18 protein-coding genes and 1 riboswitch are annotated in these 18,341 nt (G+C 70.2%); of the genes, 12 read left to right on the top strand and 6 right to left on the bottom strand.

From position 1 onward, the window contains the following. The first annotated feature begins 7 nt into the window (after window positions 1-7). Both whiG and CLM62_RS00570 read left to right on the top strand, forming a co-directional pair. On the top strand, window positions 8-850 hold the full coding sequence (whiG, locus tag CLM62_RS00575; protein WP_095747895.1) for an RNA polymerase sigma factor WhiG: 843 nt from the start codon (window positions 8-10) through the stop codon (window positions 848-850). Between the two features lie 75 nt (window positions 851-925). After that, complete coding sequence (locus CLM62_RS00570; RefSeq protein ID WP_095747894.1) at window positions 926-1,483, top strand: TetR/AcrR family transcriptional regulator; 558 nt, start codon at window positions 926-928, stop codon at window positions 1,481-1,483. A gap of 187 nt (window positions 1,484-1,670) precedes the next feature. On the opposite strand, the gene CLM62_RS00565 is transcribed toward CLM62_RS00570, so the two are convergent. Continuing rightward, complete coding sequence (locus tag CLM62_RS00565) at window positions 1,671-2,261, bottom strand: murein hydrolase activator EnvC (protein WP_095747893.1); 591 nt, start codon at window positions 2,259-2,261, stop codon at window positions 1,671-1,673. A gap of 272 nt (window positions 2,262-2,533) precedes the next feature. Between CLM62_RS00565 and rpsB the strand changes: the two genes are divergently transcribed. The 10 genes from rpsB to CLM62_RS00515 all read left to right on the top strand — a co-directional run bounded on the left by rpsB (window position 2,534) and on the right by CLM62_RS00515 (window position 13,449). After that, window positions 2,534-3,490: a 30S ribosomal protein S2 gene (rpsB, locus tag CLM62_RS00560; protein ID WP_095747892.1), complete on the top strand. Its 957-nt coding sequence runs from the start codon at window positions 2,534-2,536 to the stop codon at window positions 3,488-3,490. A 180-nt stretch (window positions 3,491-3,670) separates the two neighbouring features. Continuing rightward, the gene (gene tsf / locus CLM62_RS00555) at window positions 3,671-4,507 is read left to right on the top strand and encodes a translation elongation factor Ts (protein WP_095747891.1); all 837 of its coding nucleotides are present in this window, start codon (window positions 3,671-3,673) and stop codon (window positions 4,505-4,507) included. A gap of 190 nt (window positions 4,508-4,697) precedes the next feature. Further along, complete coding sequence (gene pyrH / locus CLM62_RS00550; RefSeq protein ID WP_095747890.1) at window positions 4,698-5,456, top strand: UMP kinase; 759 nt, start codon at window positions 4,698-4,700, stop codon at window positions 5,454-5,456. Window positions 5,457-5,621: 165 nt separating this feature from the next. Continuing rightward, window positions 5,622-6,179, top strand: a complete 558-nt coding sequence (gene frr, locus CLM62_RS00545; RefSeq protein WP_095747923.1) for a ribosome recycling factor — start codon at window positions 5,622-5,624, stop codon at window positions 6,177-6,179. Then, a complete protein-coding gene (locus tag CLM62_RS00540; protein ID WP_095747889.1) occupies window positions 6,179-7,384 on the top strand; it encodes a phosphatidate cytidylyltransferase in 1,206 nt (401 codons plus the stop codon). The genes frr and CLM62_RS00540 overlap by 1 nt, the downstream gene beginning before the upstream one ends. 354 nt (window positions 7,385-7,738) lie before the next feature. Next, entirely contained in the window at window positions 7,739-8,188 is a 450-nt protein-coding gene (locus CLM62_RS00535) for an SRPBCC family protein (protein ID WP_095747888.1), read from the top strand. Window positions 8,189-8,322: 134 nt separating this feature from the next. Continuing rightward, window positions 8,323-9,429: a 23S rRNA (adenine(2503)-C(2))-methyltransferase RlmN gene (gene rlmN / locus CLM62_RS00530; protein WP_095747887.1), complete on the top strand. Its 1,107-nt coding sequence runs from the start codon at window positions 8,323-8,325 to the stop codon at window positions 9,427-9,429. Between the two features lie 56 nt (window positions 9,430-9,485). Further along, a riboswitch (TPP riboswitch) is annotated at window positions 9,486-9,591 on the top strand. Between the two features lie 94 nt (window positions 9,592-9,685). Then, the gene (locus CLM62_RS00525; RefSeq protein ID WP_095747886.1) at window positions 9,686-10,771 is read left to right on the top strand and encodes a thiamine ABC transporter substrate binding subunit; all 1,086 of its coding nucleotides are present in this window, start codon (window positions 9,686-9,688) and stop codon (window positions 10,769-10,771) included. After that, window positions 10,747-12,414 (top strand): iron ABC transporter permease, encoded by a 1,668-nt coding sequence (locus tag CLM62_RS00520; RefSeq protein WP_095747885.1) that lies wholly within the window; start codon window positions 10,747-10,749, stop codon window positions 12,412-12,414. The genes CLM62_RS00525 and CLM62_RS00520 overlap by 25 nt, the downstream gene beginning before the upstream one ends. After that, entirely contained in the window at window positions 12,415-13,449 is a 1,035-nt protein-coding gene (locus CLM62_RS00515) for an ABC transporter ATP-binding protein (protein WP_095747884.1), read from the top strand. 94 nt (window positions 13,450-13,543) lie between these two features. Here CLM62_RS00515 and CLM62_RS00510 read toward each other — a convergent pair whose 3' ends face one another. The 5 genes from CLM62_RS00510 to CLM62_RS00490 form a co-directional block, all read right to left on the bottom strand. Continuing rightward, window positions 13,544-14,239 (bottom strand): LAETG motif-containing sortase-dependent surface protein, encoded by a 696-nt coding sequence (locus CLM62_RS00510; protein WP_095747883.1) that lies wholly within the window; start codon window positions 14,237-14,239, stop codon window positions 13,544-13,546. 148 nt (window positions 14,240-14,387) lie between these two features. Then, window positions 14,388-15,509, bottom strand: coding sequence for an LOG family protein (locus CLM62_RS00505; RefSeq protein ID WP_095747882.1), 1,122 nt, complete (start codon window positions 15,507-15,509; stop codon window positions 14,388-14,390). Window positions 15,510-15,534: 25 nt separating this feature from the next. Continuing rightward, window positions 15,535-15,948 (bottom strand): VOC family protein, encoded by a 414-nt coding sequence (locus CLM62_RS00500; protein ID WP_095747881.1) that lies wholly within the window; start codon window positions 15,946-15,948, stop codon window positions 15,535-15,537. A gap of 103 nt (window positions 15,949-16,051) precedes the next feature. Continuing rightward, on the bottom strand, window positions 16,052-17,449 hold the full coding sequence (locus CLM62_RS00495; RefSeq protein ID WP_095747880.1) for a hypothetical protein: 1,398 nt from the start codon (window positions 17,447-17,449) through the stop codon (window positions 16,052-16,054). Further along, entirely contained in the window at window positions 17,431-18,171 is a 741-nt protein-coding gene (locus CLM62_RS00490; protein ID WP_095747879.1) for an ABC transporter ATP-binding protein, read from the bottom strand. The genes CLM62_RS00495 and CLM62_RS00490 overlap by 19 nt, the downstream gene beginning before the upstream one ends. Window positions 18,172-18,341: the final 170 nt, after the last annotated feature.

The following is an 18,341-nucleotide window of genomic DNA, read 5'->3' as shown; positions in this document are numbered from 1 at the left end:
GCGACGAATGCCCCAGCACACCTCCGGGTCCGACCGGGCGGCGATCCCCTCAGCCGCCCGCGAGGGTGGCAGCGTGCGGCCGCCCGCTCCTTCGACGCTCGACGAGCTGTGGCGGTCGTACAAGGCGACCGGGGACGAGCGGCTGCGCGAGCAGCTGATCCTGCACTACTCACCGCTGGTGAAGTACGTGGCGGGGCGCGTGAGCGTCGGGTTGCCGCCCAATGTGGAGCAGGCGGACTTCGTGTCGTCGGGGGTGTTCGGGCTGATCGACGCGATCGAGAAGTTCGACATCGACCGGGAGATCAAGTTCGAGACGTACGCGATCACCCGGATCCGGGGCGCCATGATCGACGAGCTGCGGGCGCTGGACTGGATTCCGCGCTCGGTACGGCAGAAGGCGCGCAACGTCGAACGGGCGTACGCGACGCTGGAGGCGAAGCTCAGGCGGACACCGTCGGAGGGGGAGGTGGCCGCCGAGATGGGGATCGCGGTGGACGAGCTCCACGCCGTGTTCAGCCAGTTGTCGCTGGCGAACGTGGTGGCCCTGGAGGAGCTGCTGCACTGCGGGGGCGAGGGCGGCGACGGGCTGAGCGTCATGGACACGCTGGAGGACACCGCCGCGGACAATCCGGTCGAGGTCGCGGAGGACCGGGAGCTGCGGCGGTTTCTGGCGCGGGCGATCAACACGCTGCCCGAGCGGGAGAAGACCGTGGTCACGCTGTACTACTACGAGGGCCTCACGCTCGCCGAGATCGGGAACGTGCTGGGGGTGACCGAGAGCCGGGTGAGCCAGATCCACACCAAGTCCGTGCTCCAGTTGCGGGCGAAGCTGGCGAGTTTCGGTCGCTGATGCGGTGGGAGTCACTGCCGTCGGGGGCGGCGCGTCCGTAAAGTGATGGACGTGCCAAGGATTCGAGCGGCCTCCGTGGCCGAGCACCGGTCGATGCAGCGAGCCGCCCTGCTGGACGCGGCTCGTTCCCTGCTGTCCGAGGGCGGGACGGAGGCGCTGACCTTTCCGGCCCTCGCCGAGCGGACGGGACTTGCCCGCTCGTCCGTGTACGAGTACTTCCGGTCGCGGGCCGCCGTGGTCGAGGTGCTGTGCGAGGTCGACTTCCCGGTCTGGGCGGCGGAGGTTTCGGTGGCGATGGAGCGGGCCTCGACGCCTGAGGGCAAGGTCGAGGCGTATGTGCGGCAGCAGTTGGCGCTGGTCGGGGACCGGCGGCACCGTGCCGTGGTGGCGATCTCGGCGAGTGAGCTCGATGCGGGGGCTCGGGAGAAGATCCGGGCCGCGCACGGGGGGCTTGTGGCGATGATCGTCGAGGCGTTGGGGGAGATGGGGCACGCGCAGCCTCGGATGGCGGCGATGTTGCTGCAGGGCGTTGTGGATGCGGCTGTGCGGAGGATTGAGCTGGGCGTTGCGGAAGAGCCTGCGGTGATTACGGAGGCGGCGGTTTCCATGGCGCTGCGGGGTGTTCAAGGCTGAGCCGCGTTGGGGCTGGGCGGGGTGGTCGCGCAGCCCGGCGCTTACGGGGTGCCGCCTCTCTTTGGTCGGGAGCTGCCCTGGGCGGCACGAATGCCCGCAGCTGGGCGGGACCGGCCGTCACGGCTGGGCGGGATTGGCTGCCTGCGGCTGGTCGGCCAGGGCTGCTCGCGACTACGCAGCTACACGGCTATGAAGGCAGCGGTACGCCCAGTACCGGCAGCAACCTCGACGGACCCCGTCGCAGCAGCCACGGTGGTAGCAGTGACAGTGGGTCCAGGTAGGTGTCGCCTCTCCGCAGGCCCCAGTGGACGCACGTCGCCGTGCAGTGCGAACCCGTCGGCTCAACCGTGCCCAGCACCTCGCCCGCCTCCACCTCGTCCCCCTTCTTCACCGACACCTGTACCGGCTCGTACGTCGTCCGGAGTGGGGGATCGCCTGTGCCCGTGAGTTCCACCGAGACGACCCCCTTGCCCGCCACCCGGCCCGCGAAGGACACCCGGCCCGCCGCCACCGCCCGTACCGGTGTCCCCGGAGGCGCAGCCAGGTCCACGCCCCGGTGGCCGCGGGCGTACGGTGTCGGTGGGGGTTCCCAGGTTCGGAGGACCTGGGGGCGGATGCCCACGGGCCAGACGCGGCCGATCGCCGGTACGGACGTGTCGGTGCCGGTCGGGGCAAAGGTGACGGGCCGGCCGCTCGGTGGGAGCGCGCAGGTCGTCACCGCCACCGCCAGTACCAACAACAACCCGACACACGCACCCACGCATCGTTTCGCTCGCATGCGAGAACCGTCCCGCAGCACGGCCGATCATGGCCGGGACCTGTGGACAACTCCCCGGTTGTGGACAGCGGCGTCACCCGGTGCCTCGCGGGTCCCGTACACTTCCTTTGGCGATCCGGGTCACCGGGTCGACTTCGCACGCCCCGACACCGGGTCGGTTCACCGGCCGGTGTCAGCGCTCCTCGGTCCTTTGCGGCACGGCGCACGTGGGCGTCAGGCGCGAGTGCTATCCGGCACCCGCGGCACAACCGAGAAACTCAAGGAGAACGGCCATGGCCGTCGTCACGATGCGGGAGCTGCTGGAAAGCGGCGTCCACTTCGGTCACCAGACCCGTCGCTGGAACCCGAAGATGAAGCGCTTCATCTTCACCGAGCGCAACGGCATCTACATCATCGACCTGCTCCAGTCGCTGTCGTACATCGACCGCGCCTACGAGTTCGTCAAGGAGACCGTCGCCCACGGCGGCACGGTCATGTTCGTCGGCACGAAGAAGCAGGCGCAGGAGGCCATCGCCGAGCAGGCCACCCGCGTCGGCATGCCCTACGTCAACCAGCGCTGGCTGGGCGGCATGCTCACCAACTTCTCGACCGTCTACAAGCGTCTGCAGCGCCTCAAGGAGCTCGAGCAGATCGACTTCGAGGACGTCGCCGCGTCGGGTCTGACCAAGAAGGAGCTTCTCGTGCTCTCGCGCGAGAAGGCCAAGCTGGAGAAGACCCTCGGTGGTATCCGCGAGATGCAGAAGGTGCCCAGCGCCGTCTGGATCGTGGACACCAAGAAGGAGCACATCGCGGTCGGCGAGGCCCGGAAGCTCAACATCCCGGTCGTCGCCATCCTCGACACCAACTGCGACCCCGACGAGGTCGACTACAAGATCCCGGGCAACGACGACGCGATCCGCTCCGTCACCCTGCTCACCCGTGTGATCGCCGACGCGGTCGCCGAGGGCCTCATCGCCCGCTCCGGTGTCGCCACCGAGGGCAAGGGTGAGAAGGCCGCGGGCGAGCCGCTCGCCGAGTGGGAGCGCGACCTGCTCGAGGGTGAGAAGAAGGCGGACGAGGCGGAGAAGCCGGCCGAGGCCGCTGCCGAGGCCCCGGCCGCCGAGGCCCCGGCCGCCGAGGCCCCGGCCGCCGAGGCTCCGGCCGCCGCTGAGGCTCCGGCTGCCGAGGCCCCCGCCGCCGAGGCTCCGGCTGCCGAGGCTGCTCCGGCCGCCGAGGGCGAGCAGGCCTGACGACCGACCCGTCAGCGGTGACGGCGGGAGCGGTACTGCATCCAGCGCCTCCGGCGCGGTGAAGACCGCTCCCGCCGTTCACCCGTAGGTCGACGGTGCGTCACGGCCTTCCTGCTCCATGGAGGCCGCAGACCCCGCAGATCTTCGATCTTCCAGACTTCGAGAAAGATTCTCAGACTCATGGCGAACTACACCGCCGCCGACGTCAAGAAGCTCCGCGAGCTCACCGGCGCCGGCATGATGGACTGCAAGAAGGCGCTGGACGAGGCCGAGGGCAACGTCGAGAAGGCCGTCGAGGCGCTCCGCATCAGGGGCCAGAAGGGCGTCGCCAAGCGTGAGGGCCGCTCCGCCGAGAACGGCGCCGTGGTCTCGATCATCGCCGACGACAACTCCTCCGGCGTCCTCGTCGAGCTGAAGTGCGAGACGGACTTCGTCGCCAAGGGTGACAGGTTCCAGGCCGTCGCCACCACGATCGCCGAGCACGTCGCCAAGACCGCCCCGGCCGACCTCGAGGCGCTGCTCGCCTCCGAGATCGAGCCCGGCAAGACCGTCCAGGCGTACGTCGACGAGGCCAATGCCAACCTGGGCGAGAAGATCGTCCTGGACCGCTTCGCGCAGTTCGCGGACGGCTTCGTGACGGCGTACATGCACCGCACCATGCCCGACCTGCCCCCGCAGATCGGTGTCCTCGTCGAGCTCGACAAGCCGAACGCCGAGGTCGCCAAGGGCGTCGCCCAGCACATCGCCGCCTTCGCGCCGAAGTACCTCTCCAAGGAGGACGTGCCGGCCGACGTCGTCGAGGCCGAGCGCCGGATCGCCGAGGAGACCACCCGCGCCGAGGGCAAGCCCGAGGCCGCCCTGCCGAAGATCGTCGAGGGTCGCCTCAACGGCTTCTTCAAGGACGCCACGCTGCTCGGTCAGCCGTACGCGCTCGACAACAAGAAGTCGGTCCAGAAGGTTCTGGACGAGGCCGGTGTCACCCTGAAGCGCTTCACGCGCATCAAGGTCGGCATCTGAGTCCGTACGGCGATCGACGCGCGATCCCGATAGGGTCGTATCAGTCGTCCGCGTACGCCCCCACGCACGCGTGCGTGGGGGACGACAGCAGATCTGACGAGGAGGCCATTGCCGCGCATGGGATGCGAACGACACCCCACCGGCAATGGCCTTCTTCGCATGTGCACCACGTGAAAGAGGCGGGATCTCCATGACCACCAAGGCCCAGAAGAGCGACGACGGCAAAGTACGCGGCCGGTTTCTGCTGAAGCTGTCCGGAGAGGCCTTCGCCGGTGGCGGCGGCCTGGGCGTGGACCCCGACGTGGTACACAAGATCGCCCGCGAGGTCGCCGCCGTCGTGCGCGACGGCGCCCAGGTCGCGGTCGTCATCGGTGGCGGCAACTTCTTCCGCGGTGCCGAACTGCAGCAGCGCGGCATGGACCGGGCCCGCTCCGACTACATGGGCATGCTCGGCACGGTGATGAACTGCCTCGCCCTCCAGGACTTCCTGGAGAAGGAGGGCATCGACAGCCGGGTACAGACGGCCATCACCATGGGCCAGGTCGCCGAGCCGTACATCCCGCTGCGCGCCGTGCGCCACCTGGAGAAGGGCCGCGTGGTCATCTTCGGCGCCGGTATGGGCATGCCGTACTTCTCCACCGACACCACCGCAGCCCAGCGCGCCCTGGAGATCGACGCCGAGGCGCTGCTGATGGGCAAGAACGGCGTCGACGGGGTCTACGACTCCGACCCGAAGACCAACCCGGACGCGGTCAAGTTCGACTCTCTCGGCTACGGCGAGGTCATCACCCGCGACCTCAAGGTCGCCGACATGACCGCGATCACGCTCTGCCGGGACAACAAGCTCCCGATCCTCGTCTTCGAGCTTCTGGCGGAGGGCAATATCGCGCGCGCCGTCAAGGGTGAGAAGATCGGCACGCTCGTGGGTGACCAGGGCAGCCGGGCCTGACGACCCGGGTACCACCCCGTCCGGAGACGGACGGGACGGAGCCTGACCGGGGGATGGACAATGTCCCGCGGGTCGGGAACCGTGCAGAAGAAGACGCGACGCAGCCGGCCGCCGCCCCATCAAGGAACCGCAGCCGGGCCTACTCAAGACACGCAGGAGCAAGTGGTGATCGAAGAGACCCTCCTCGAGGCCGAGGAGAAGATGGAGAAGGCCGTCGTGGTCGCCAAGGAGGACTTCGCCGCGATCCGCACCGGCCGTGCGCACCCGGCGATGTTCAACAAGATCGTGGCCGACTACTACGGCGCGCCGACGCCGATCAACCAGCTGGCTTCGTTCTCCGTGCCGGAGCCGCGCATGGCGGTCGTGACCCCGTTCGACAAGAGCGCGCTGCGCAACATCGAGCAGGCGATCCGCGACTCCGACCTGGGCGTCAACCCGAGCAACGACGGCAACATCATCCGGGTGGTGTTCCCCGAACTCACCGAGGAACGCCGCCGCGAGTACATCAAGGTCGCCAAGGCCAAGGCCGAGGACGGCAAGGTGTCCATCCGCTCCGTCCGCCGCAAGGCCAAGGACGCCATCGACAAGCTGATCAAGGACGGCGAGGTCGGCGAGGACGAGGGCCGCCGTGCGGAGAAGGAGCTCGACGACACCACCGCGAAATACGTCGCCCAGGTGGACGAACTCCTCAAGCACAAGGAAGCGGAGCTGCTCGAGGTCTGATGAACGACTCTTCCTGGGGGGCGCCGCCACACACCGGGTACTGGGGCCCCACCGACCAGGGGCCTGTCCAGGGGGCTGCCCCGGCGGGTCCCACGTACGATGCGCATGACGCGCAGCACACTCGCCCCATGCCCATCGTGCCCGAGGTACCCGCGCATGGCGGAGACCAGGATGACGACCGGGGGGCCGCTCGGCTGGGCGGCCCCCTGTTCCGCGAGGAGCCTCCGCGGACGCCGCCGTACGACGCGCAGCGGACTCCGCCGTACCACCCGCCGCAGGCCCCGGCCCTCGGCCCTTACGACACGCCGCAAGCGCGGCCCTATGGGGCGGCGCCGCAGAATCCGGAGCCCATGCCCGACTCCTCGCAGCCGGCGCCCGCGCCGCAGAAGAAGAGCGCGGGCCGGGACCTGAGTGCGGCCATAGGGGTCGGTGTCGGGCTCGGCGCGGTGATCGTGGCATCGCTGTTCATCGTCAAGGCCGTGTTCGTCGGCGTCATAGCGGTCGCCGTCGTGGTGGGCCTGTGGGAGCTGACCAAGCGGCTGGACGAGCGCAAGGGCATCAAGGCGCCCCTGGTGCCGCTGGCGCTCGGCGGGGCGGCGATGGTGGTCTCCGGTTACGTCCGGGGTGCCGAGGGCGCGTGGGTCGCCATGGCGCTCACCGCGCTGGGCGTCCTGGTCTGGCGTATGACGGAACCGCCGGAGGGCTATCTCAAGGACGTCACAGCGGGCATCTTCGCGGCCTTCTACGTCCCGTTCCTGGCCACGTTCGTCGCCATGATGCTGACCGCCGACGACGGGCATCGGCGGGTGCTGACGTTCCTGCTGCTGACGGTCGTCAGCGACACCGGGGCGTACGCCATCGGCTGGCGCTTCGGCAAGCACAAGCTGGCACCGCGCATCAGCCCGGGCAAGACCCGCGAGGGCCTGCTCGGAGCGGTGAGCTTCGCCATGGCGGCGGGCGCGCTGTGCATGCAGTTCCTGATCGACGACGGCACTTGGTGGCAGGGCCTGATCCTCGGCTTCGCTGTCGCGGCCAGCGCCACGCTCGGCGACCTCGGCGAGTCCATGATCAAGCGGGACCTGGGCATCAAGGACATGGGCACGCTGCTGCCGGGGCACGGCGGCATCATGGACCGCTTGGATTCGCTGTTGCCGACGGCTCCTGTGGTGTGGCTCTTGCTTGTTGTCTTTGTGGGTTCTGGCTGAGTCGCGGGCACGGCGCCACGCCGCGGTAGCGGCATGTCGGTACAGCATGGACCGCTTGGATTCGCTGTTGCCGACGGCTCCTGTGGTGTGGCTCCTGCTTGTTGTCTTTGTCGGCTCTGGCTGAGTCGGGGGGTATTTCTCCGCTGCCTATGGCCCCTGTGGTCCGGCTGCTTCTCGTGATCTTCGTCGGGTCCGGCTGACCGCCGTACCCCGTGGAGCCCCCGCCGCGGCGGGGGCTCCAGCGCGTCCGCTCGCGATGGCCTCTCGGTCCGTCGAGTGGGACGATTTCCGGTGTAGGCCCTCGAAGGGGACCGCCCCGGCCCTCGAAGAGGGACGCCCTGGAAGGAGGGCGCGATGTCCGCCATCCGAGAAGTGATCGACGTCGACCGCAGCCCCGACGACGTCTACGCGTATGTCACCGACCCCTCTCATCTGCCGGAATGGCAGCTGAGTGCCGTCTCCGCGGAGCGGCTCGACGAGGGTCCGCTGCACACCGGCTCCCGCGTCCGGGTCACCCGGCGCCTCGGCACCCGCGAGTTCCCGATGACCGTGGAGTACACCGAGCACGCGCCGCCGTACAGCTGGGGTCTGCGCGGGATCGACGGCCCCGTTCGACCGCGCGTCCACGGTGAGATCGAGCCGCTCGACGAGGGGCGCCGCTCCCGCGTGACGGTGGAGCTCGACTTCGAGGGGCACGGCATGGGCAAGCTGTTCGTACCGCTCGTCGCCCGCCCCCAGGCCCGCAAGGAGCTGCCGCGCGACGAGCAGCTCCTCAAGGACCTGCTGGAGCAGCCGTCCGCGTAGACCTCCGTGTAGGGCACAGACACGCTCATCGACCAGGCCGGGCCAGGCAAGCCCGGCTGTACCGCCGTATGTCCCGGGCGCCCGGATTCCGGGCGCCCGGGCCACACCTGTCGATCTGCGACACTGGTACAGCCATGCCTAAGCCCGGAGAACTCACTTTCGTCGCCCCCCGCGGAGCCAAGAAGCCGCCGCGGCACCTTGCCGACCTCACCCCCGGTGAGCGCAAGGAAGCCGTCGTCGAGATCGGCGAGAAGCCGTTTCGCGCCAAGCAGCTCTCGCAGCACTACTTCGCGCGGTACGCGCACGACCCGCAGGAGTGGACCGACATCCCGGCCGGTTCCCGCGGTCGGCTTCAGGAGGCGCTGCTTCCCGAACTCATGAGCGTCGTACGGCATCTGTCGACCGACGAGGACACCACCCGCAAGACGTTGTGGCGGCTGTTCGACGGGACGCTCGTGGAGTCGGTGCTGATGCGCTACCCGGACCGGGTGACCATGTGCATCAGCTCCCAGGCGGGGTGCGGGATGAACTGCCCGTTCTGCGCCACGGGGCAGGCGGGACTGGACCGGAACCTGTCCACCGCCGAGATCGTGCACCAGATCGTGGACGGGATGCGGGCCCTGAGGGATGGCGAGATCCCTGGGGGTCCGGCGCGGCTCAGCAACATCGTGTTCATGGGCATGGGCGAGCCGCTCGCCAACTACAACCGTGTGGTCGGGGCCATCCGGCGGCTCACCGACCCCGAGCCGGACGGGCTCGGGCTCTCGCAGCGCGGGATCACCGTCTCGACCGTCGGTCTCGTCCCGGCGATCCACCGGTTCGCCGACGAGGGCTTCAAGTGCCGGCTCGCGATCTCGCTGCACGCGCCCGACGACGAGCTGCGCGACACCCTCGTCCCCGTGAACACGCGGTGGAAGGTGCGCGAGGTGCTCGACGCCGGGTTCGAGTACGTCGAGAAGTCCGGGCGCCGGCTGTCCATCGAGTACGCGCTGATCCGGGACATCAACGACCAGGCGTGGCGCGGCGACCGGCTCGGACGGCTGCTCAAGGGCAGGCCGGTGCACGTCAACCTGATCCCGCTGAACCCGACCCCGGGGTCGAAGTGGACCGCCTCCCGCCCCGAGGACGAGAAGGCCTTCGTGGAGGCCATCGCCGCCCATGGTGTGCCGGTCACGATCCGGGACACCCGTGGACAGGAGATCGACGGGGCGTGTGGTCAGCTCGCGGCCACCGAGCGGTAGTCTGATCTCTGTACGTACATCTTCATACTCTGACGTCTTCATTTTCCGACATCTTCATATTCCGACAGGGGAGCGCCACAGCGCTGAGAGTGCGGCACGGGCCGCAGACCCTCTGAACCTCGCCCAGGTCATTCTGGGTAGGAAGTTCGGTCATCACTCGAGCTGTTGCGCCCTGCCCGGGGCCCGCGGATTCTCTGAACTCCGAAGGTCCCGGGCAGGGCCGCGTCTCTTCCTGGTCCATCCCAGGAGGAATTCAGTGAGCATCACCAAGAAGGTCACGGTCCTGGCCGTCGGGCTGGGGCTGGTCACCCTGTCCGCCTGCGGGTCGTCCGACAGCGGCGGCAGCGGCGGCAGCGGTGAGTCCAAGACCGTGACCCTCGTCAGCCACGACTCGTGGGCCGTGTCGAAGAACGTCCTCGCGGACTTCGAGAAGCGGTCCGGCTACAAGGTCCGGGTCCTCAAGGACGGCGACGCCGGGCAGGCCGTCAACAAGGCCATCCTCACCAAGGACAATCCGCAGGGCGACGTCTTCTTCGGCGTCGACAACACCTTGCTGTCGCGCGCGCTGGACAACGGCCTGTTCCAGTCGTACGAGGCGAAGGGCTCCGACCAGGTTCTCCCCAAGTACCGGGTCGACCAGGACAAGCACCGGGTCACGCCGATCGACACCGGCGACATCTGCGTCAACTACGACAAGGCCTACTTCAGCGAGCACAAGCTGACCCCGCCGACCTCCTTCGACGACCTGATCAAGCCCGAGTACAAGAACCTGCTCGTCACGGAGAATGCCTCCACCTCCTCGCCGGGGCTCGGGTTCCTCCTCGGTACCGCCGCCGAGTACGGCGACAACGGCTGGCAGGACTACTGGAAGAAGCTCAAGGCCAACGGCGTGAAGGTCGTCGACGGCTGGGAGCAGGCCTACAACGAGGAGTTCTCCGGCTCGGCCGGCGGCAAGCAGGCCAAGGCGGACCGGCCGCTCGTCGTCTCCTACGCCTCCTCGCCGCCCGCCGAGGTGATCTACGCCGACCCCAAGCCGACTACCGCTCCCACGGGCGTCGCCACCGGCACCTGCTTCCGGCAGGTCGAGTACGCGGGCCTGCTGAGCAACGCCGAGAACGCCAAGGGCGGCAAGGCGCTCCTCGACTTCCTGCTCACCGAGGAGTTCCAGGAGGACATGCCGTTGAACATGTTCGTCTACCCGGTGCGCCAGGGCGCCCAGGTGCCGGCCGAGTTCACGAAGTACGGGCCGCAGGCCAAGGATCCCGAGACCATGGCCCCGGACAAGATCGCCGAGAACCGTGACCAGTGGGTCAAGTCGTGGACCTCGCTCGTACTGAAGTAGCGGCCAGGACCCGCAGGAGCGCGGCGGCGCGGCTCGGCCTCGTTGCTGTGCCCGTCGCGTTCTTCGCGGTCTTCTTCGCCTACCCCGTCGCCGCGATCGTCGCGCGCGGTCTTCGGGTCGACGGGGCGTGGCAGTTCGGGCGTCTGTGGGAGGTGCTCGGGCAGTCCGACATCCGGCATGTCCTGTGGTTCACCACCTGGCAGGCGCTCGTCTCCACCGCGCTGACGTTGCTGGTCGCGCTGCCCGGTGCCTATGTCTTCGCCCGCTTCGAGTTCCCTGGCAAGCAGATTCTGCGGGCCGTGGTGATCGTGCCCTTCGTCCTGCCGACGGTCGTCGTGGGTACGGCGTTCCTGGCACTCGTCGGCCGCGGCGGGCTGATGGACGAACTGTGGGGCGTACGCCTCGACACGACCGTGTGGGCGATCCTGCTCGCGCACGTGTTCTTCAACTACGCGGTGGTCGTACGGACCGTCGGCGGGCTCTGGGCGCAGCTCGACCCGCGCCAGGAGGAGGCCGCGCGCATGCTCGGCGCGTCACGGCTCGCGGCCTGGCGGACGGTCACCCTGCCCGCGCTCGCGCCCGCCGTGGCCGCCGCCGCGCTCATGGTCTTCCTCTTCACCTTCACGTCCTTCGGTGTCGTGCAGATCCTCGGCGGGCCGACCTTCTCGACCCTCGAAGTGGAGATCTACCGGCAGACATCCGAGATCTTCGACCTGCCCACGGCCGCCGTGCTGACGCTGATCCAGTTCCTGGCGGTGGGCGCGATCCTCGCCCTGCACGCGTGGACCGTACGGCGGCGGGAGAGCGCCCTGCGCCTGGTGGACGCGTCCGCGACGGCGCGGCGACCGCGCGGGGCGGGGCAGTGGGCGCTGCTGGCCGGCGTCCTCGTCACCATCGTCGTACTCCTCCTTCTGCCGCTCGCCGTGCTGGTGCAGCGGTCGTTCGACGCGCCCGATTTCGGCTTCTACCGGGCGCTGACCAGCGAAGAGGGCGGGATCTTCCTCGTACCGCCGATCGACGCGATCGGCAACTCGCTGCAGTACGCCGTCGCCGCCACCGCCATCGCCGTGGTGATCGGCGGTCTGGCCGCGGCCGCGTTGACGCGGCGGGACGCGGGCCGGTTCGTGCGCGGGTTCGACGCGTTGCTGATGCTGCCCCTCGGGGTGTCCGCGGTGACCGTCGGGTTCGGGTTCCTGATCGCCCTGGACGAGCCGCCGCTGGACCTCAGGGCCTCCTGGATCCTGGTGCCGCTCGCGCAGGCGCTGGTCGGGGTCCCCTTCGTCGTACGGACCATGCTGCCCGTGCTGCGGGCGGTGGACCAGCGGCTGCGGGAGGCGGCGGCCGTGCTCGGGGCGTCGCCGTGGCGGGTGTGGCGCGAGGTCGATCTGCCGATGGTGCGGCGGGCGCTGCTGATCGCGGCGGGGTTCGCGTTCGCGGTGTCGCTGGGGGAGTTCGGGGCGACGGTGTTCATCGCGCGGCCCGACAATCCGACACTGCCGGTCGCCGTGGCGCGGCTGCTGGGGCGGGCGGGCGAACTCAACTACGGCCAGGCAATGGCCCTTTCCACGATTCTGATGGTGGTGTGCGCGGTGGCGCTGCTGGTGCTGGAGCGGCTGCGTACCGACCGGACCGGGGAGTTCTAGATGCTGCTGAGCCTTGAGGACGCGACGGTACGGTTCGGCGGGCGGGCCGCGCTGGACGGGGTCGCTCTCGATGTCGCCGAGCACGAGGTCGTGTGCGTGCTGGGGCCCAGTGGCAGCGGCAAGTCGACGCTGCTTCGGGCGGTGGCCGGGCTGCAACACCTGGATGGCGGTCGGGTGTTGCTCGACGGGCGCGACCAGGCGGGCGTGCCTGCCCACAAGCGGGGGGTCGGGCTGATGTTCCAGGACCATCAGCTGTTCCCGCAGCGTGATGTGGGGGGGAACGTGGCGTTCGGGCTGCGGATGCATGGCGCTGCGCGCGCTGAACAGCAGGAGCGCGTACGGGAGTTGCTGGAACTGGTCGGGCTTCCGGGTGCCGGACGCCGGGCGGTGGCCGCGCTGTCCGGCGGTGAGCAGCAGCGGGTGGCGCTGGCCCGGGCGCTCGCGCCCCGGCCGCGGCTGCTGATGCTGGACGAGCCGCTCGGGCAGCTGGACCGTTCGCTGCGGGAACGGCTGGTGGTCGAACTGCGGGAGCTCTTCGGCCGGTTGGGCACCACCGTGCTCGCCGTGACACACGACCAGGGCGAGGCCTTCGCGCTCGCCGACCGGGTCGTGGTGATGCGGGACGGGCGGATCGCCCAGTCCGGTACGCCCCTTGAGGTCTGGCAGCGGCCGGCGGACGAGTTCGTGGCCCGGTTCCTCGGCTTCGAGAACGTGGTCGAGGGGACGGTCGTCGGGGAGGCCGCAGACACGCCGTGGGGCAAGGTGCCGGTCCCCGCGGGGGCCGCGCAGGGGGTGCGCTGTGTGCTGGTGCGGCCCGCGGGCGTGCGGCTCGTGGGCGCGGAGGAGGGGCTGCCCTGCGTGGTGGCCGCGCGGACGTTCAAGGGCACCCATGTCGCCGTACACCTCCAGCCGGAGGACGCGCCTCGGCTGGAGGCGGCGTGTGCGCTGCGGGAGGCGCCGGAGGTCGGGGACATGGTGGGGGTGGAGTTCGACGGGGCGGAAATCGTCGTGCTCGGGTGGGAACCCCCGAGCTGAGGGGCCCGCTCACCGCCGTTCTGGCTGGAGTGGGCGACCGACGGCGGCCCGCCCCCTGAGTGGGGACGGGCCACAGCGGTGTGCGGAGCGGACGTCAGCGGCCGTTGCTCGAGCCGCGACGGCGCATGCCGAAGAACACGGCGCCGCCGCCGATCGCGACCAGGAGGACCGCGATGCCGGCGATGATGCCGGTGTTGGAGTTCGAACCCGTCTCGGCGAGGTTGGAGTCATTGGCCGCCGGGGACGGCGCGTTGCTCGGGGTGGCCGCCGCGGGCGTGGTGCTCTCGCTAGCCGAGGGCGTCGGGGCCGGGGCGCCGGGCTCCTCGGCCGCCGGAGTCGAGGCGGAGTCCGACGGCGTCGGGGTGGGCGTCGGGGTCGGCTTCTCGTCCGCCTTGCAGGCCGTGGCCGGGGTGATCAGGTTCGGCTTGATGTCCTCGTCGACGTAGCCCGCGGCCTTGACGTGGACGCGGTACTCGGCGTTCGGCTTCCAGTTCTCGGTGAAGGTGATGGTGACGCCTTCGCGCGAGCCCTCGACCACCTGCTCGCCGACCTTCTTCACGTCGGCCCCGTTGTTCTCCAGGAACACGGAGACGGTGGCCGGGATGCCGGCGGGGTCGACGTCGGTGACGGTGATGACGCCCTTCTTGCCGTCGCACTTCGCTTCGGCGGAGAACTCGTTGATGTTGCAGGCGAGCGCGTTGCCGGCGGCACCGAGCGCGAGCGCGGCCGAGGCGGAGGCGACACCGAGGATGCGCACGGAACGTGCGACGGTACGGCGAGTTATGGACACGTTTGTCCTTTACGAGTTGCGCAACTGCGGGGGGGTGGGCGGGATGGTGATGTGACATCAGCATCCCCAGGAGTCTCACAGGTCTATAAGCGCTGCATAAGGAGTGTCAACGCATAGGGGCTCTGCGGAGCTCGCCTTTGCCGTCTTATTAACCACCGAGACGTTTCAACGCCTCGGGAGCCTCCTCGATCCGGTCAACAAGGGCGATTCGGGACTCCATCGACCGCTCCCGCGCGAGCGCCCGGAGCAGGGGCCAGGTGGGAAGCTTCTCCGTCCAGTGCGCGCGGTCGACCAGGACCATCGGCGTGGGCTCGCCACGCGACTCGTAGTAGTTGGGCGTCGCGTTGTCGAAGATCTCCTGTACGGTGCCGGCGGCTCCCGGCAGGAACACCACGCCCGCGGTGGAGCGGGCCAGCAGGCCGTCCTCGCGGGTGGCGTTGGCGAAGTACTTGGCGATGTGCGACGCGAAGGCGTTCGGCGGCTCGTGGCCGTAGAACCAGGTGGGGATGCCGACGGAGGGGCCGCCCTTCGGCCAGCGGGTGCGCACCTCGAAGGCGGCCCTCGCCCACTCGGTGATCGAGGGCGTGAACTTCGGGGACTTCGCGAGGAGTCGGAGCGACTCGGTCAGCATCTCGTCGTCGAACGGAGCCGCGTACGCGCCGAGGTTCGCCGCCTCCATCGCGCCCGGGCCGCCGCCGGTGGCCACGGTGAACCCGGCGCGGGCCAGTTCCCGGCCGAGACGCGCGGCACCGGCGTAGGCCTCCGTGCCGCGGGCCATCGCGTGGCCGCCCATCACGCCCACCACCCGGGCGCCGACGAGGAGTTCGTCGAGGGCGTCGGAGACGGAGTCGTCGTGGATCGCGCGCAGCATCGAGGCGAAGATGTCGCCGTCGGCCTTGGTCCGCTGAAACCAGGTGTACGCGAGGGCGTCGGGCGTGAGCTCGTAGCCGTCCGCCAGGAACTCGAAGAGCTCGTCGGGGGAGTAGACCAGGCCCCGGTACGGGTCGAAGGGCAGGTCGGGCACGGGCGGGAAGACCAGGGCGCCGTCCGCGCGGATCTTGGCGGCCGCGTCCTCCCGCATGGGGCAGCCGAGGAATACGGCGCCCGCGGTGTCGGTGGCGAGCAACTCCCGCGTACGGTCCGTCAGATCGACGGCCTGGACACGGAATCCGGCGAGGGTGCCGCGGGCCGAGACGGTCGCGTCGAACTCCTCGAGGGTCTCGATCTCACGGTCGCTGTGGTGGGCCGCATGGGCGGGCATGGTCTGCACCCGCCCATGCTAGGCGCCGTGTGGGTCAGCCCTCGATGGCAGACGGGTCCATCCACACGACCTCCCAGGTGTGGCCGTCCGGGTCGTCGAAGGAGCGGCCGTACATGAAGCCGTGGTCCTGCGTCTCGCCCGCCAGGGAGCCGCCCGCCGCGAGTGCCTTCTCGACCAGCTCGTCGACCTTTTCGCGGCTCTCGGCGCTCAGCGCCAGGAGCACTTCGCTGCTCTTCTTCGCGTCCACGATCTCCTTCTTCGTGAACTCGGCATAGCGCTCCTTGGTGTGCACCATCGCGACGATGGCGTCGCTGATGACGACGGAGGCGGTGTTCTCGTCGCTGAACTGCGCGTTGATCGTGTAGCCGAGCTCCGTGAAGAACTTCTTCGAGGCGTCGAGGTCGTTGACGGCCATGTTCACGAAGATCATCTGCTGGTACGCGGTCATCGGTCTCTCCCATCGGGTTGTGATGTTCGGTGGGTAGACCGGGCACCTCGGCGGAACTCATCGGCCGTCGGAGATTTTTTCGTACGGATTCTTCGTACAGATTTCAGCGGGTCAGCGGAAGCGCCGCCAGCTCGGCGATGATCAGCGTGAGCGGCCCGAACAGGGCCAGCAGCGCGCCGGCGCGGAGAGCGGCGGCGCTGCGCAGCAACGTCGTGGGGGCACCGAGCCGGACCAGTGCGGCCGTGGTGTCGGCGCGGGCCTGCCTGGCCTCTACGGCGGCCGTGAGGAGCGTAGCGACCGTGCAGCCGGTGACCAGGAGCAGGCCGAGGGTGGTGAGCGGGCCGAACGACGGTTCGTCCGTGCCGTCCACCCCGATCATGGCGTACGTCCCCGACGCCACCGCGCAGACGACGCCGAGGGGGCGGCCGATGCGGGTGGCTTCCGCCATGAGGATCCGGCCGGCGAGGAGGCGGAGGGCGCCGGGGCGGGCGGCCTGGAGGAGGCGTCCGCAGAGGTGGGTGAGGCCGGGGCCGGCGAGGGCCAGGCCGAGGGCGGTGAGGCTCCAGCCGACGAGGACGGAAGGGGCTCCGCCCAGGCCGCCGGGCATGGTGAGGGTGGGGGCGGGTTCGGTGCGGCCGGTGTATGCCTCCACGGCCAGGCCCGCGGCGAGTACGGCGATGCCCCAGGGGAGGCCTCGGGGCGCCTCTCGGGGCGGTGGAGGGAGGACGACGGTGTTCAGGTCGGCGCTCTCGTTGTCCGAGGTCGCGGCCGAGGGGTCGGCCGCGGGATCCGGCGCTTGCGGGGTGGCGTCCTTCTGCGGCACCGCCCCGGCGGCACGACTGCCGACAGCCTGTCGGCGGCGGCCGTCCGCGGTAGGGCGGAAGCGTGCGCCGAAGCGGCCGTACGCCCCGAACGTCTCCCGCATCCCCGACCTGCCGTACGCGCCGAAGCGGCCGTACGACCGGGCGCGTGTCGATGCCGCCGGCCTGTCGTCCCGCGGCGCCAGTGCCACCGCCACCGCCATCGACGCGATCGTCGGTACCAGCGTCAGCAGGGTCAGGGCAGCCGGGAGGGGCAAGGGCTTGTCCGCTGCCAGGAAGTCCGCTGCCGCGCCGTCGAACGGCATGCCCGTCAGGTCTCCGCGGAGGTGGAGGAAAGCCAGCAGCGCGAGCATCGAGCCGAGCGTGCAGGACAGGGCCGTCGTCGTCGCCGAGACGGCCATCAGGCGGGCCGGTCCGAGGCCGATCGCCGAGAGGCCGGGGCGGGGCCTGGCCGCCGGGTCGGTGCGGGCGACCGCGACCGCGAAGTGGGCCGTCGCGGCCAGCGGCGTCGCGCACCAGGCCAGGCGGAGGAGGGGGGCGTCGGGGCCGTCCGGGTGGCTCAGGGCGTAGCCGAGGCTGCACAGGAGGAGGAAACCCGTGCCCGCCGATGCCGCCGCCACCAGGAGACGGCGGAGTTGGACGGCCGGGTGGGCGCCGCGGGTCAGACGGAGAGCGAGCACGTGGCCCGGCCTTCCGTCTCGGTGACCGGGGGCAGGTGAACGGTGTTCACGCGCCGCCCGTCCAGCAGGGACACCGTACGGTCGGCGAGGGCCGCCGTCTCCGCCTCGTGAGTGGCCAGCACCACCGTGATGCCGTGGGAGCGGGCTGCCGTGGTGAGGGTGCGCAGCACATGGGTGCGGTCCTCGCGGTGCAGCGGGGCCGTCGGTTCGTCCGCGAACAGCACCGTCGGGGCCGGGGCCAGGGCCCGCGCGATGCATACGCGCTGGCGTTCCGACTGGCGCAGTTCGTGCGGGCGTTTGCGGGCGCAGTCGCCGATGTCCAGGCGCTCCAGCCACTCCAGCGCGGCCGTCTTGGCACGGCGGCGGCTGGTGCCGCGCAGCATCAGGGGGAGCGCCGCGTTCTCCCAGACGTTCAGCTCGGGGACCAGGGCGGGGGCCGGGTCGATCCAGCCGAAGCGGTCGCGGCGGAGGCGCTCGCGGGCCAACAGGCCCATGGTGTGCACGGGGGCGCTGTTGAACCAGACCTCGCCGCGATGCGCCGGGACCAGGCCGGACAGGCACCGCAGCAGGGTCGTCTTGCCGCTGCCGCGCGGGCCGCCGACGGCGAGGACCTCGCCCTCGCGGACGCCGAGCGAGACGCCGACCAGCCCGGGGGAGCCGTCGCGGTGGGTGAAGTGCAGCGACCGTGCCCAGAGCACGTCGTTGTCCGGCGGGGCCTCCATGGGCGTACACCTCGTTCAGATCCGTAATTCCCTTTGCCAATCCCCCGTGCGGGGGAACGAAGGCAGGGCCGATCGGTTACAGGGCACGCTAAAGATCCGGGGCGGGAACGACGGACAGCACGCGGCCCGGGCGCACCCTTCTCACTCGTACGGGTGCACCCGGGCCGCGG

The organism is Streptomyces sp. SA15, from assembly GCF_002291145.1.
Lineage (GTDB): Bacteria > Actinomycetota > Actinomycetes > Streptomycetales > Streptomycetaceae > Streptomyces.
This window is presented reverse-complemented; position numbering and strand designations above follow the sequence as displayed.